The sequence below is a fragment of the Klebsiella sp. GFKo11 genome, from assembly GCF_056490265.1.
This window is the reverse complement of the sequence record NZ_CM151369.1, coordinates 1868413-1883125: the sequence shown is the minus strand read 5'-3', so window position 1 is coordinate 1883125 and position 14713 is coordinate 1868413. Positions and strand designations below refer to the sequence as shown.

Genomic DNA, 14713 nt, shown 5'->3' with positions numbered 1-14713 from the left:
ACCAAGCGTTAATCGAATTTCTTTTCCGCTTTATCCTTCAAGCTGCCTCGGCGTTGGCTTCCCTCGTTCACCCCAGTCACTTACTTTAGTAAGCTCAGGGGTTCTCTCGGTTGCCGCCTTGACGCATCTTGAATGCTTTAGCGTAAAACGTTTACCAGCGCGCTTTTAGCAAGTTCGGCTGAATCCCATTGATTGCATGGGTATTGCTGAACTGCTGCTTAATGCCAGCTTCGAATTCTTCGCGGAAATATTTAATCGCGCTCTGCAGCGGTTCAACCGCACCTGGCGCGTGGGCGCAGAAGGTTTTACCCGGCCCGAGGAATCGACACAGTTGCTCAAGTGTCTCGATATCCCCCGGCTGGCCTTCACCGCGCTCAAGGGCGCGCAGAATTTTCACACTCCACGGCAGGCCGTCGCGGCAAGGTGTACACCAGCCGCAAGACTCACGGGCGAAAAACTCTTCCAGGTTGCGCACCAGCGATACCATGTTGATTTCGTGGTCAACGGCCATCGCCAGCGAAGTGCCGAGACGACTCCCCGCTTTACCAATGCTTTCGAACTCCATCGGCAGGTCAAGATGCGCTTCTGTCAGGAAATCAGTTCCCGCGCCGCCCGGCTGCCAGGCTTTGAACTTCAGGCCATCGCGCATACCGCCCGCGTAATCCTCAAGGATCTCGCGCGCAGTGGTGCCGAACGGCAGCTCCCAGACGCCCGGATTTTTCACCCGACCGGAGAAGCCCATCAGTTTGGTTCCCGCATCTTTACTGGTGGAGATGTTCTGATACCACTCGACGCCGTTGGCCAGAATCGCCGGGACGTTGCACAGGGTTTCGACGTTGTTAACGCAGGTCGGTTTACCCCACACGCCGGAGCTCGCCGGGAACGGCGGCTTGGAGCGCGGATTCGCGCGGCGGCCTTCGAGAGAGTTAATCAACGCGGTTTCTTCGCCGCAGATGTAGCGCCCTGCCCCGGTGTGAACAATCAGTTCGAAGTCAAAACCGCTACCAAGAATGTTTTTTCCCAGCAGACCCGTTTCGTTCGCTTCGGCAATCGCCCGGCGCAGATGCTGAGCCGCTTCAATATATTCGCCACGCAGGAAGATGTAGCCGCGATACGCTTTCAGCGCAAACGCGGAGATCAGCATGCCTTCCACCAACAGGTGCGGCAGCTGTTCCATCAACAAGCGGTCTTTATAGGTGCCCGGCTCCATTTCATCGGCATTACACAGCAGGTAACGGATGTTCATGGATTCGTCTTTCGGCATCAGACTCCACTTCAGACCCGTGGAAAAGCCTGCACCGCCGCGCCCTTTCAGGCCAGCGTCTTTTACCTGATTAACGATTTCGTCCGGAGCCATCCCACAGAGCGCTTTACGCGCCCCGGCATAACCGTTTTTACTCTGGTATTCATCCAACCAGACCGGCTGTTTGTCGTCACGCAGACGCCAGGTTAACGGATGGGTTTCGGCAGTACGAATAATGGTTTTCATTTATACCGCTCCAGGAGGTCAGGAATCGCTTCCGGCGTCAGATAACTGTGAGTGTCCTCATCAATCATCATCGTCGGCCCCTTGTCGCAGTTGCCCAGGCAACAGGTCGGCAGCAGAGTGAAACGACCATCAAAAGTGGTTTGACCCGGTTTGATGTCCAGCTTCTTCTCGATAGCCGACTGAATGCCCTGGAAACCAGTGATATGGCACACCACGCTGTCGCAGTAGCGAATCACGTGACGGCCTACTGGCTGGCGGAAAATCTGACTGTAGAACGTTGCCACGCCTTCTACGTCGCTGGCCGGGATCCCCAGCACATCGGCGATAGCGTAGATTGCGCCGTCCGGCACCCAGCCGCGCTGCTTCTGAACGATCTTCAGCGCTTCAATGGACGCCGCACGCGGGTCTTCGTAGTGGTGCTTTTCGTGCTCAATCGCCTCACGCTCTGCCGCACTCAGCTCAAAAGCCTCGGTTTGTGGTTGTTGATTCTCGTGCATAATTAGCGGTCCACGTCTGACATAACAAAATCGATACTACCCAGATAGACGATCAGGTCTGATACCAGGCTGCCGCGAATCGCCGCCGGAATCTGCTGCAGGTGCGCATAGCTCGGCGTACGGATACGGGTGCGGTAGCTCATGGTGCTGCCGTCGCTGGTCAGGTAGTAACTGTTAATACCCTTCGTCGCTTCAACCATCTGGAAGGATTCATTGGCCGGCATGACCGGGCCCCAGGAAACCTGCAGGAAGTGCGTAATCAGGGTTTCGATATGCTGCAGCGTGCGCTCTTTCGGCGGCGGCGTGGTCAGCGGGTGATCCGCTTTGAACGGGCCTTCCGGCATGTTATCGAGGCACTGCTGAAGAATGCGCAGGCTCTGGCGCAGCTCTTCCACTTTTAGCATCACGCGGGTGTAGCAGTCGGAAACACCGCCGCCGGTCGGGATTTCAAAGTCGAAGTTTTCATAACCAGAATAGGGACGCCATTTACGAACGTCGAAACCAATACCGGTGGCACGCAGGCCAGCCCCGGTGGTACCCCACTCCAGCGCCTCTTTCGCGCCATAAGCAGCCACCCCTTTTGAACGGCCAATCAGGATGGTGTTACGCAGCGCGGCTTTCTCGTAGGAGTCCAGACGCTTTGGCATCCACTCAAGGAATTCACGCAGCAGACGATCCCAACCGCGCGGCAGGTCGTGGGCGACGCCGCCGATGCGGAACCAGGCCGGGTGCATACGGAAGCCGGTAATCGCTTCCACCAGATCGTAGATTTTCTGACGGTCGGTAAAGGCGAAGAACACCGGCGTCATCGCACCGACGTCCTGGATAAAGGTTGAGATATAGAGCAGGTGGCTGTTAATGCGGAACAGCTCGGAGAGCATCACGCGAATCACGTTGACGCGATCCGGCACGGTTATCCCCGCCAGTTTCTCTACTGCCAGCACGTACGGCATCTCGTTAACGCAGCCGCCGAGGTATTCGATACGGTCGGTGTACGGGATGTAGCTGTGCCAGGACTGGCGTTCGCCCATTTTCTCGGCACCACGATGGTGGTAACCGATATCCGGCACGCAGTCGACAATCTCTTCGCCATCCAACTGCAGAATAATACGGAATGCACCGTGGGCAGACGGGTGGTTCGGGCCGAGGTTGAGGAACATGAAGTCCTCGTTTTCGGTGCCGCGCTTCATGCCCCACTCTTCCGGTTTGAAGGTCAACGCTTCCATTTCCAGATCCTGCTTAGCTTTGGTCAGCTCAAACGGATCGAATTCGGTGGCGCGGGCCGGATAGTCTTTACGCAGCGGGTGACCTTCCCAGGTCGGCGGCATCATGATGCGACGCAGATTCGGGTGACCATCGAAGGTGACGCCAAACATCTCCCAGGTTTCACGCTCATACCAGTTGGCATTGGGGTACAGTTTGGTAAAGGTCGGCAGGTGCAGATCGTTTTCCGAGAGCGCAACCTTGAGCATGATGTCGCGATTGCGATCGACTGAAATCAGGTGATAGAAAACGGAAAAATCCGCTGCGGGTAAACCGTCGCGGTGCGTGCGCAGACGTTCGTCCATGCCGTGCAGGTCAAACAGCATTACGTAAGGCTTTGGTAATCTCTTCAGGAAATCACCCACCTCAAGCAGCTGTTCGCGCTTCACCCAAACCACCGGAACGCCGGTGCGGGTTGGCTGAACGGTAAAGGCATCCGGCCCAAAACGGTTGCGCAGTTCGCCGATCACCGGGTCATCAAGGTGATCGCGGGTTTGCCAGGCTGGTGCGGCATCATGCGCAGTTAAATCGGTCATATTGTTCACCATTGCAAAAGGTCCGTGGTGACTGCCGGGCGAGGCTTCGCTGCTTTAGTAGATTGATTTGCGAAGTCTTTTTCCCGCCCGCAGGCGCAAGTTAAATCTCGTCCGGAGTCCGCAGATTGGTCACTGCAATACGTTCGCCGCGTTTACGCTCGCGTTCCGACTGCATGTTGGCGCGATACACGCCCTGATCGCCAACCACCCACGAGAGAGGACGGCGCTCTTTACCAATGGATTCCTGCAGCAGCATCAGCGCCTGCATATAAGCTTCCGGACGCGGCGGGCAGCCCGGGATGTAAACATCAACCGGAATGAACTTATCCACACCCTGTACGACAGAGTAAATATCGTACATACCGCCGGAGTTAGCGCATGCGCCCATGGAGATAACCCACTTTGGCTCCAGCATCTGGTCATAAAGACGCTGAATAACCGGGGCCATTTTGGTGAAGCAGGTGCCCGCCACTACCATCAGGTCCGCCTGACGCGGGGAAGCACGCAGCACTTCGGCTCCAAAACGCGCAACATCGTGCACTGCGGTAAAGGACGTCACCATTTCCACATAGCAGCAAGAAAGGCCAAAGTTATAAGGCCAGATTGAGTTCTTACGGCCCCAGTTCACCATGTCATGCAACGCGTGTTCGAGCTTCCCCATATACACGCTTTTGTTGACTTCTTGCTCAAGGGGGTCAGTTACGATCTCCTGTTTTTGCAGGGGGTAACGGTCGTTCTCACCGTTAGGATCGATGCGGGTGAGCGTATAATCCATCTTATTGCCTCGCTTTTACTGCGTATGACGGTTAGTGGGACTGTCTGTTTCCGGGTTAACCAGCGTGCGACGGGAGCGCGCAGGCGTCCAGTCCAGTGCGCCGATACGAACGAGGTAAACCAGACCAGCCAGTAACACTAAAATGAAAATTGCGGCTTCCACAAAGCCGACCCAGCCGCTTTCGCGGATAGAAGTCGACCATGCGTAGAGATACAGGGCTTCCACGTCGAAGATAACGAAGAACATGGCAACCAGATAAAACTTCGCAGAAAGGCGTAAGCGAGCTGAACCAACGGAGTCGATCCCGGATTCAAATGGCGTGTTCTTGCTACGCGCGCGTGCGCGTCCGCCGAGGTACCAGCCGCCGACAAGCATCAGGCAGCACAGACCGATAGCGATGATGAGAAATATAGCGAATGCCCAATGATGAGCGATGACTTCAGTGGATGTTGACATACGCATTGCTTAACCAAAAAAGTGTAGCGCTAAAACCCTCTGCTCTTACTGGCAGATGAACGCCACAGCGTTTCACGGGGAGGAATAAAAAAAATAGCCGTGCAAAAAAGCGTCCCTGGTTGATGCGGAAGGCCAGTTGCGGTGGCTTTTTACTCCTTTCATTAACCTTTTGTCAACTTCAACAAAAGTTTTAACAACATTAATTTACATTGGATTTTTTTCATTAACATTAAATGCCCTTTGATGCGGAATAACCTTGCATACCATTCGGATTTAATGCTGTTGAATCGTGTCCGTTTCCATCGTAAATCAAAATTACCCGGCTATTTTGACAGGATTTAGCCACGATTCCTCCCCCTAAGGAGGGGTATTTTCTTGATCTGTGACACGCTTTTGTTAATTGAACCCCAAAAACAGCAACAAACCATCCGGTTTTTTAACATTAGCAGGAAGTATTGAAAGTGCTGAGAAAAGTACAGAAGTGGGATGAAGCGCAAAACTAACTCACTGATTTTAATAAAAACAAATCAATAATATATTCAATTCTTCAATAAAATTTGAAAAAAAAGAACCACAGTGCCCATTTCAGCTTTCTGTGGTTCTTTTTTACACTTACATTTTGTTACTAGTTTTTGTGACGTTTGTTAGCTTTTTGCCCTTCAGGAAACCAGGGAATTATCTCCCCCTTCAGGGGTATAAACATGCTCTGTCGACAACAGTTCGCGATCCGCACTTAAAGACTGGAAAATGGTGCGAGCTAACTCATTGGCCTTCTGTGGATCGCAGAGCAACACATAGTGTGTATCCGGCAAAACAGGTAAGCCATCGCTCTTGCCTGGCACCCGGAGCGCTGGGTTCATCATTTCAACGGGTTGTGCGGTCACGCCAAGACCAGCCTTCACCGCAGCCTTAACGCCCGCCAGTGAGGATGCCGCATGGGCCAGATGCCAGGGTAACTGGGCCGTATTGAGTACCGAAATGATATCCTCCCGGAACGGACCCGGTGCATCCAGTAAGATAAGCGGTATAGATTCGCCTTGTGGAAGGTCATAATCTGCTGCGCAGTACCACAGCGTCGGCGAGCGACGTAACGTCAACGTCTCGAAGTTGTCCGTTTGACGGGTTGTCAGCGCGAGATCAATCACCCCATTCTTTAGCATCTCTACTACATCAACATGGCTGAGAACTTTGATTTCCAGCGTCAATTTAGGATAAAAGCTTCCGATTCGATTCAATAAAAACGGTAAAATTGTATCTGCCGTCTCATCGGATGCACCGATGGTTAGCGTTCCCTGTAGGCTGCCGAACATTAACGACATGCAGGCTTCGTCATTGAAGCGCAGAATTTTCCGCGCATACCCCAGTAGTTGAATACCCTGTTCCGTGAGTAATTTATTGCGCCCGTGGCGAGCAAAGAGTTCTTTTCCAACCAGCTGCTCCAGTCGTTGCATCTGCTGGCTTACCGCCGACTGTGTGCGACACACCGCCACGGCGGCAGCGGCAAACGTATTGAGATCGGCGACGGCAACAAAGGTTCTCAGTAAATCGAGGTCTAAATTTAGTATCGGGCGATTTTCATTTATCATAGTTGCTTCACTTACAGGCGACTGATTCTTGCCTTGTTGATGCTGTGTCCAGCTTCCGGCTATTCCTTAAGCCTCGTGTTATCCGCAATGGATGAACAACTGGAAGAACGTTATTGCATTTGAAAGCACTCGTCCGCAGCAAATGTGCGAAATTTTTGAGTAATATTTTGTTCGTAGGCCTAACCGCTTTTAATTAGGACATTCCCGCTTTATGTGATGTAACGCAAAAAAATAGCTATCAACGACCATTAACCGCGCTCCACAAGCAAGTAAAGTTTGTTGCAGCAATCGGGAAGACAAACAAAAAAACCTGCAATAACAATGTATTAATAAAAAACGCTGCCTGACATAGCGGCATATCACTATTAACGGCGATATTCTAACCGAAAACCGCAATATTTATAAGTGTTATTCAGTATTATCTCAGATAATTTTAAACATTTTTCAGCACTTTAATTAAATTCACAAATCTAAGAATATTCCTTTCAAAAAATAAGATTCATTAATTTATTAAATGTTTTCCATTAAAAAATGACTGCCACGTTTGTTACAAATTTCAGCGTATTGTGAGTTCAAGTTTATCAAAAATGGATAACGTGTTTTATGCGCAAAAAACCATCAACCGTCGCCCTCCTTAAGTACAAACCAGATAAAGCTTCATAAAAAATCATGCATGCACAACATAAAACCACAACATTAAGCATATTAGGTATATTGTATATACTGACTGACCATTTCACAGACAAATTGATTACACTAAAAAAACATTTATGGCAAAATCTTCTCCTGTTAACCCTTCAAAACAGCGGGGATGCGGAGTACATTATTCCGTGCTGACTTCCACGGCAGGGAGTGGCGATAACAGCTAAAAGGTCAAAGGTTCATGTCCCCCATCGAAAAATCCAGCAAGTTAGATAACGTCTGTTACGATATCCGAGGCCCGGTTCTGAAAGAGGCTAAACGCCTTGAAGAAGAAGGCAATAAAGTCCTGAAGCTGAACATCGGCAACCCGGCGCCGTTTGGCTTTGACGCACCTGATGAAATTCTCGTCGACGTCATCCGCAATCTCCCGACAGCTCAGGGCTACTGCGACTCTAAGGGCCTCTATTCCGCCCGCAAAGCCATTATGCAGCACTACCAGGCCCGCGGCATGCGCGATGTCACGGTCGAAGATATCTATATCGGTAACGGGGTTTCTGAGCTTATCGTGCAGGCCATGCAGGCGCTGCTTAATAGCGGCGATGAGATGCTGGTACCCGCGCCCGATTATCCTTTATGGACCGCCGCAGTGTCTCTTTCCAGCGGAAAAGCGGTGCACTACCTTTGTGATGAGTCTTCCGACTGGTTCCCGGACCTCGATGATATCCGCGCTAAAATCACTCCACGTACTCGCGGCATTGTGATTATCAACCCGAATAACCCAACGGGTGCAGTGTATTCAAAAGAGCTGCTGATGGAGATCGTTGAGATCGCCCGTCAGCATAATCTGATTATTTTCGCCGATGAGATCTACGACAAGATCCTCTACGATCACGCACAGCACCACTCTATCGCGCCGCTGGCGCCGGACCTGCTCACCATCACCTTTAACGGCCTGTCAAAAACATACCGCGTTGCAGGCTTCCGTCAGGGCTGGATGGTGCTTAACGGGCCGAAGAAGCACGCGAAGGGCTATATTGAAGGCCTGGAGATGCTGGCCTCTATGCGCCTGTGCGCCAACGTCCCTGCTCAGCACGCGATTCAAACGGCGCTTGGCGGATATCAGAGCATCAGCGAATTTATCGTTCCCGGTGGGCGTTTATACGAACAGCGTAATCGCGCGTGGGAGCTCATTAACGAAATTCCTGGCGTATCCTGCACCAAGCCGAAAGGCGCGCTGTATATGTTCCCGAAAATCGACGCCAAACGCTTTAATATCCACGATGACCAGAAGATGGTGCTGGATTTCCTGCTACAGGAAAAAGTGCTATTGGTTCAGGGCACGGCATTCAACTGGCCGTGGCCGGATCACGTGCGTATTGTCACCCTCCCACGTGAAGACGATCTGGAACTGGCAATCACCCGCTTCGGTCGTTTCCTTTCCGGTTACCATCAGCTCTGATTTTGTCAGGCCCGCCGCCGGAATTTGCATCCGGCGGCAATCCCTGCGCACAATGACCCCCGACGTTGTTACTGATTAAGGGTTCCTATGAGTCAGAGTCATTTCTTTGCCCACCTCTCCCGCCTGAAACTGATCGGCCGCTGGCCGCTGATGCGCAATGTGCGCACCGAAAACGTCTCCGAACACAGTTTGCAGGTGGCGATGGTTGCCCATGCGCTGGCAGCCATTAAAAATCGTAAATTTGGCGGCCAGGTTAATGCCGAACGGATTGCATTGTTAGCGATGTACCACGATGCTTCGGAAGTCCTGACCGGCGATCTTCCCACTCCAGTGAAGTATTTCAACTCGCAGATTGCGCAAGAATACAAAGCCATCGAGAAAATCGCTCAGCAGAAGCTGATCGAGATGGTTCCTGATGAATTACGCGATATTTTTGAGCCGCTGATTGACGAGCATCACTATAGCGATGAGGAGAAATCCCTCGTTAAACAGGCTGATGCGCTATGCGCCTATCTTAAGTGCCTGGAAGAACTGTCGGCAGGCAACAATGAGTTTCTGCTGGCCAAAGGTCGTCTTGAGAAAACGCTGGAATCACGCCGCAGCGAGGAGATGGACTATTTTATGCAGGTATTTGTGCCGAGCTTCCATCTTTCACTGGATGAAATTAGCCAGGACTCACCTTTATAAACAGGCTTATCCCCGGTCAGCAGATGCATGACCGGGGCGATTTCTCTGCGAAATCAGAACGGAAACAGCACCGGGATCAGCAGTACGCACACCACCATGACCATCACGGTAAACGGTACGCCAATCTTTACGAAATCGCTGAATGAATACTTACCCGGCCCAAGCACCAGCGTATTCACCGGCGACGATACAGGCGTCATAAACGCCGCTGAAGCCGCCATTGCCACCACCATCGCGAAGGGATAAGGCGACACCCCCATCGACTTCGCCGCCGCCAGCGCAATGGGCGCCATCAACACCGCAGTGGCGGTATTTGAAATAAACAGCCCGATTGTCGCGCACATCACAAACAAACAACCCAACATCAGATAGGGTCCTCTGCTTCCCGCCACGTCCATTAACCCTTTAACCACCAGATCCACACCGCCGGTTTTCTGCAGCGCCAAGGCAAAAGGCATCATCCCGACAATCAAAATAATACTCGGCCAGTGAATCGCTTTGTATGCGCTCTCGGCGTTAATACAACGGAATTTGCCCATCAGCAAACAGGCGATAATCGCCGCTATCGGGTTGGGAATTTCGTCAGTCAGCATCAGCGCCACCATCAGCACCAGGCAGAAAATGGCGTGCGGTGCCTGACTGTGCGCAGGTGAGGCATCGTTGACTTCAATTGGCATATTCAGCACCACAAAGTCGCGGCCCCGCTTAGCCAACAGGGCAATTTGCCGCCAGTTACCGACCACCAGCATGATATCGCCAAGCTGCAAAGACTCATCGGTCACCGCGCCATCAAGGGCTTTACCATCACGCTTTAGCCCCACGATGTTTAGATCGAAACGAGTACGGAAAGCGATTTCGCGCACCGTTTTGCCTATCAGCTCGGAATCGGGGATCAGCGAGACCTCCGCCATGCCTACGTCCAGAGCCTGGTCGGAAAAATACTCACCGCGCAGGATCATAGGTTCGAGCATTTGCTCGCCGCAGAACTGGCGTAAATCCACATCCGAGGCGGACATATCGATCAGCAATACATCGCGAGCGCGAAATTCCGATACTCCATTTACGTTAACGATAACTCGCCGAAAACGTCTCCAGCGCTCAACCCCGATAACGTTCGCACCGTAGCGTTCGCGCAGTTTCAGATCATCCAGACGCTGGCCAATCATTGGCGATCCGGGACGAATTGCCAGACGGCGAGCTCTCCCCGTCAGATGGTAATCTTTGATTAAATCGCGGAAAGTACTTCTTTTACGGCCATCACGCGCTTGCTCGCTCTCTTCCCCTCTGAGCATGAAGCGCATCACCAGCATATAGAAAACACCCAGTACCAGTACCACCAGGCCTATTGGCGTGACGCTAAAAAAGCTAAATCCCTGTAACCCTTCACGTAAAAGCTCGCTGTTGACCACCAGGTTGGGAGGCGTGGCGACCAGGGTCATCATCCCACTGATCAGTCCGGCGAAACTGAGCGGCATCATCAGGCGCGAGGGCGACGTATTCATGCGCATTGAGACGCTAAGCACCACTGGAATAAAAATAGCCACCACGCCCGTTGAGCTCATAAAAGCGCCCAGTCCGGCAACGGTAAGCATGAGAAACACCAGCATTTTGGTTTCGCTGTTACCGGCAACCTTCACCAGCCACGACCCCATTTTGGTAGCGACCCCGGTACGCACCAGACCATCGCCAATAATAAATAGCGCGGCGATAAGAATGACGTTGGGATCGCTAAAACCTGAGAAAGCTTCGCTGAGGGTCAGCGTATCGCTAAGGACAAAAGCAACAATGACTAACAGTGCGATAGCGTCCATGCGCACTTTTCCGGTGGCAAAGAGCACTACGGCTACGGCAAGAAGAGATAACACCCAAATCAATTCACCGTTCACAACTTATCCTTGTCAGAAGATGGAGTTGGAAGTTTGGCATAAAAAAGCCCCGCCAGTGCGGGGCTAAATCATGAGATTAGTCTTTAAGGCTAACATTCACATTGCCGTCGGCCAGACGCTCAACCTTCAGGTTTTCAAGCGTCGTTAACACAAAATCTGCTTCATCAAGCCGCGGCGCATCCGCAGGCACATTTACTGCGATAGTCCGGCAGCCAGCAGTCAGTCCGGAGAGCAGCCCGGCAGGGGCATCCTCCACGACAGCGCAATCTTTCGGCTCCAGACCCAACAGTTCAGCCCCCAGCAGATAAGCGTCCGGAGCGGGCTTTCCGTGTTTCACGCGCTCGGCGGTGACGAAAACATTGGTGTCAGGCAACCCCGCCGCACGGTGACGTGCATGGGCGACAGGTATCGAACCCGACGTTACGATCGCCCAGGGAATACCGGCCTGGTCGAGAGTATTAAGTAACGCAATCGCCCCAGGCAGCGCCGTTATGCCATCCGTATCCGTCGCCTCTACCGTTTCCAGCCGGGTGAACTCGGCCTGAATCTCTTCTTCGCTGCGGCCGGGTAGAAAATGACGCAACGAGGTTATCGCCTGTTTGCCATGAATGAAGTTCAATACTTCATCGTGCGGGATACCGAACCGATCCGCCCATTTGCACCACGAACGTTCCACTACCGGTAACGAATCGACCAATGTCCCGTCAAGATCAAACAGGAAACCTTTACACTGCACGGGAACCTCCATCAGGCATTGATAATTTGATTAATTTCGTTGCTGCTTAAATGATACTGACGCGGGCAAGAGTGCCAGGCGTTAAGCATACGCTGGTATTTTTCCCACATCGGGGTTTGCGAATTGAAGCCGTGAGTCCCGGCGTCGAAATGGCTGTAACGCCCTTCAATGTTAACGATAAAGCGAACATATCCGAGGTAGCGGGCTTCGGTCGCCACGTCAAAGCCTAGGAAAGTTACCCGACGCTCGTCGATTCCGCTGGAATCCTTCAGGTTAGTCCAGGAGACATGCAATGCGTGATACATCTCCATGATATCAATGACGGTACGGCAGGTTTCCTCTGTCAGCTGGCCAAATTCGCGGTCCAGCTCGCGCATCTGCAACCCATATCCACGCTCAATGATGGTCTGTAGACGACGGTAACGTTCAGCGTTGTCCGGGTCGAGCATCGTCATCATCTTGTACTGATTAGATAAAATCAGACGCTGCGCATTGGTCATTTCCATTTTTTGACTCCTGTAGCACTTTTTGGCGTGAAAAAAGAAGGCGCATGAATCATGCGCCTTCTTTTATATGCGTTTTCCTGATGCAATTACAAATCATCCAGGAAAGTTTTATCCAGTTGTTTGAAGGCGCGCTTAAGCGTGTCAGCTAAAGCCTGGTAATCGGGCTTGCCGTCAACCGGCGCCAGCGCCTGCCCCGCCTCCTGCAGTTTACCGCGAACTTCATAAAACCAATTCAGCACCGATGGCGGCAGCGGCGTGACTGAACGTTTCCCCAGCCACCATAAACCTTGCATCGGCAGGCTTAGCGCAAACAGCGCCGTGGCGACAGCTGGACCTAATTGCCCGCCAAGGGCGATTTGCCAGCACAGTGTGAAGATAGCGACTGGCGGCATAATGCGAATCGCATAGCGGGTGGCGCGAATAATGCGGTTTTCGATAAATACCGGAGCGAGACGTTTATCCAGAGGCCAGGTCTTTGCGTAGTGCTGCCCATGGCGAAACAAGCCAAAAAAGCTAACGGGGCGATTCTCGGGACTGGACATGGCTTTACCTCAACTTTACATATAAAACTTAAAAAATTCGTGCAAAACACCAACTGTGCATGACAACGTTCAAAAGATTTTGGCAATGGTTACGCAATCAGGTATTCTGTGCCGACCTGAAGGGCAGTTAGACCCTTTTACCAGATTAGTCAAATTATCGCATATTCTGCCATTAGCTGAAAATTAGGCAAAATGGCATAAAATCAAATGTACTTCTCCCATCATGCCCAAAAACGTTCAAGGCATGATGTTAATCATAAATGTCGATGTCATCCTGCGCTACGCTTTGTGACACACTGACGTTTTTTTAGCCACGTATCATAAAAGGTACTTCCATGTCGAGTAAGTTAGTACTGGTTCTGAACTGCGGTAGCTCCTCTCTGAAATTCGCTATCCTTGATGCCCTAAACGGTGACGAATACCTGTCCGGTTTAGCTGAATGTTTCCATCTTCCGGAAGCCCGTATCAAATGGAAAATGGACGGCAGCAAGCAAGAAGCCGAATTAGGCGCGGGCGCTGCTCACAGTGAAGCACTTAACTTTATCGTTAACACTATTCTGGCACAAAAACCAGAACTGTCCGCTCAGATAACCTCTATTGGCCATCGTATCGTTCACGGCGGCGAGAAATACACCAGCTCCGTAGTGATTGATGACTCCGTCATCCAGGGTATCAAAGATTCCGCATCTTTCGCTCCACTGCACAACCCAGCGCACCTGATCGGTATCGCAGAAGCACTGAAATCCTTCCCGCATCTGAAAGACAAGAACGTTGCCGTGTTTGACACCGCGTTCCATCAGACCATGCCGGAAGAGTCTTACCTTTATGCCCTGCCGTACAGCCTGTACAAAGAGCACGGCGTACGTCGCTACGGCGCGCACGGCACCAGCCACTTCTATGTGACTCAGGAAGCCGCTAAGGTTTTGAACAAACCGGTTGAAGAACTGAACATCATCACCTGCCACCTGGGCAATGGTGGTTCCGTTTCTGCTATCCGCAACGGTAAATGCGTTGATACTTCTATGGGTCTGACCCCACTGGAAGGTCTGGTCATGGGCACCCGTTCTGGTGACATCGATCCAGCAATCATTTTCCATCTGCACGATGCCCTTGGCATGAGCGTAGACGCTATCAACAAAATGCTGACCAAAGAGTCCGGTCTGCTCGGTCTGACCGAAGTGACCAGCGACTGCCGCTATGTTGAAGACAACTACAAAGAAAAAGCAGATGCTAAACGTGCAATGGACGTTTACTGCCATCGCCTAGCAAAATACATCGGTTCCTATACCGCGCTGATGGACGGTCGTCTGGACGCAGTTGTGTTTACCGGTGGTATCGGTGAGAACGCGGCTATGGTTCGCGAACTATCCCTGGGCAAACTGGGCGTTCTGGGCTTCGAAGTTGATCACGAACGCAACCTGGCTGCCCGCTTCGGCAAGTCTGGCTTCATCAACAAAGAAGGCACCCGCCCGGCTGTCGTCATTCCGACCAACGAAGAGCTGGTCATCGCGCAAGACGCCAACCGTCTGACCGCTTGATTCCACACCGCCAGCGATAACCCTAAATAATTCGAGTTACAGGAAGGCGGCGACGCAGCGAATCCCCAGGAGCGTACGAGTAGTACGTAACTGGGGTGAGCGAGGAAAGCCAACG

Annotated in this window: 13 protein-coding genes; 3 read left to right on the top strand and 10 right to left on the bottom strand. The window is 52.0% G+C overall.

The features are described 5' to 3' along the window. Nucleotides 1–151 precede the first annotated feature (151 nt). From nuoF to AC07P6_RS09170, 6 genes are all read right to left on the bottom strand, one after another. On the bottom strand, nt 152–1489 hold the full coding sequence (gene nuoF / locus AC07P6_RS09195) for an NADH-quinone oxidoreductase subunit NuoF (protein ID WP_478316073.1): 1338 nt from the start codon (nt 1487–1489) through the stop codon (nt 152–154). After that, on the bottom strand, nt 1486–1986 hold the full coding sequence (nuoE, locus tag AC07P6_RS09190; protein WP_004104075.1) for an NADH-quinone oxidoreductase subunit NuoE: 501 nt from the start codon (nt 1984–1986) through the stop codon (nt 1486–1488). Before nuoE ends, nuoF begins: the two co-directional genes overlap by 4 nt. Nucleotides 1987–1988: 2 nt before the next feature. After that, nucleotides 1989–3797 carry an NADH-quinone oxidoreductase subunit C/D gene (gene nuoC, locus AC07P6_RS09185; RefSeq protein WP_182240107.1) on the bottom strand — a complete coding sequence of 603 codons (1809 nt, stop codon included), beginning with the start codon at nt 3795–3797 and terminating at the stop codon, nt 1989–1991. 88 nt (nt 3798–3885) lie between these two features. After that, nucleotides 3886–4560, bottom strand: coding sequence for an NADH-quinone oxidoreductase subunit NuoB (gene nuoB, locus AC07P6_RS09180; RefSeq protein WP_002913178.1), 675 nt, complete (start codon nt 4558–4560; stop codon nt 3886–3888). 15 nt (nt 4561–4575) lie between these two features. Continuing rightward, nucleotides 4576–5022 carry an NADH-quinone oxidoreductase subunit NuoA gene (gene nuoA / locus AC07P6_RS09175; RefSeq protein WP_004123140.1) on the bottom strand — a complete coding sequence of 149 codons (447 nt, stop codon included), beginning with the start codon at nt 5020–5022 and terminating at the stop codon, nt 4576–4578. A gap of 653 nt (nt 5023–5675) precedes the next feature. Next, nucleotides 5676–6602, bottom strand: coding sequence for a LysR substrate-binding domain-containing protein (locus AC07P6_RS09170; protein WP_478316072.1), 927 nt, complete (start codon nt 6600–6602; stop codon nt 5676–5678). 883 nt (nt 6603–7485) lie between these two features. Between AC07P6_RS09170 and alaA the strand changes: the two genes are divergently transcribed. Further along, nucleotides 7486–8703, top strand: a complete 1218-nt coding sequence (gene alaA / locus AC07P6_RS09165) for an alanine transaminase AlaA (protein WP_110272277.1) — start codon at nt 7486–7488, stop codon at nt 8701–8703. Between the two features lie 87 nt (nt 8704–8790). Next, nucleotides 8791–9390 (top strand): 5'-deoxynucleotidase, encoded by a 600-nt coding sequence (yfbR, locus tag AC07P6_RS09160; RefSeq protein ID WP_181485477.1) that lies wholly within the window; start codon nt 8791–8793, stop codon nt 9388–9390. Nucleotides 9391–9443: 53 nt separating this feature from the next. Here yfbR and AC07P6_RS09155 read toward each other — a convergent pair whose 3' ends face one another. From AC07P6_RS09155 to yfbV, 4 genes are all read right to left on the bottom strand, one after another. Next, nucleotides 9444–11276 (bottom strand): SLC13 family permease, encoded by a 1833-nt coding sequence (locus AC07P6_RS09155; RefSeq protein ID WP_304252460.1) that lies wholly within the window; start codon nt 11274–11276, stop codon nt 9444–9446. A gap of 76 nt (nt 11277–11352) precedes the next feature. Further along, the gene (locus tag AC07P6_RS09150) at nt 11353–12012 is read right to left on the bottom strand and encodes a sugar phosphatase (RefSeq protein ID WP_434662237.1); all 660 of its coding nucleotides are present in this window, start codon (nt 12010–12012) and stop codon (nt 11353–11355) included. 11 nt (nt 12013–12023) lie between these two features. Beyond that, on the bottom strand, nt 12024–12518 hold the full coding sequence (locus tag AC07P6_RS09145; protein WP_112212982.1) for a YfbU family protein: 495 nt from the start codon (nt 12516–12518) through the stop codon (nt 12024–12026). Between the two features lie 86 nt (nt 12519–12604). After that, a complete protein-coding gene (gene yfbV, locus AC07P6_RS09140; protein WP_110272272.1) occupies nt 12605–13060 on the bottom strand; it encodes a terminus macrodomain insulation protein YfbV in 456 nt (151 codons plus the stop codon). A gap of 335 nt (nt 13061–13395) precedes the next feature. Here yfbV and ackA point away from each other — a divergent pair, with 335 nt between their 5' ends. Further along, complete coding sequence (ackA, locus tag AC07P6_RS09135) at nt 13396–14598, top strand: acetate kinase (protein ID WP_110272271.1); 1203 nt, start codon at nt 13396–13398, stop codon at nt 14596–14598. Nucleotides 14599–14713: the final 115 nt, after the last annotated feature.

What these genes read in the sequence shown, in the direction of transcription:
- nuoA (WP_004123140.1), bottom strand. Translation starts at nt 5,022, where the DNA reads ATGCGTATGTCAACATCCACTGAAGTCATCGCTCATCATTGGGCATTC.
- nuoC (WP_182240107.1), bottom strand. Translation starts at nt 3,797, where the DNA reads ATGGTGAACAATATGACCGATTTAACTGCGCATGATGCCGCACCAGCC.
- nuoF (WP_478316073.1), bottom strand. Translation starts at nt 1,489, where the DNA reads ATGAAAACCATTATTCGTACTGCCGAAACCCATCCGTTAACCTGGCGT.
- nuoE (WP_004104075.1), bottom strand. Translation starts at nt 1,986, where the DNA reads ATGCACGAGAATCAACAACCACAAACCGAGGCTTTTGAGCTGAGTGCG.
- nuoB (WP_002913178.1), bottom strand. Translation starts at nt 4,560, where the DNA reads ATGGATTATACGCTCACCCGCATCGATCCTAACGGTGAGAACGACCGT.
- AC07P6_RS09145 (WP_112212982.1), bottom strand. Translation starts at nt 12,518, where the DNA reads ATGGAAATGACCAATGCGCAGCGTCTGATTTTATCTAATCAGTACAAG.
- yfbV (WP_110272272.1), bottom strand. Translation starts at nt 13,060, where the DNA reads ATGTCCAGTCCCGAGAATCGCCCCGTTAGCTTTTTTGGCTTGTTTCGC.
- ackA (WP_110272271.1), top strand. Translation starts at nt 13,396, where the DNA reads ATGTCGAGTAAGTTAGTACTGGTTCTGAACTGCGGTAGCTCCTCTCTG.
- alaA (WP_110272277.1), top strand. Translation starts at nt 7,486, where the DNA reads ATGTCCCCCATCGAAAAATCCAGCAAGTTAGATAACGTCTGTTACGAT.
- yfbR (WP_181485477.1), top strand. Translation starts at nt 8,791, where the DNA reads ATGAGTCAGAGTCATTTCTTTGCCCACCTCTCCCGCCTGAAACTGATC.
- AC07P6_RS09170 (WP_478316072.1), bottom strand. Translation starts at nt 6,602, where the DNA reads ATGATAAATGAAAATCGCCCGATACTAAATTTAGACCTCGATTTACTG.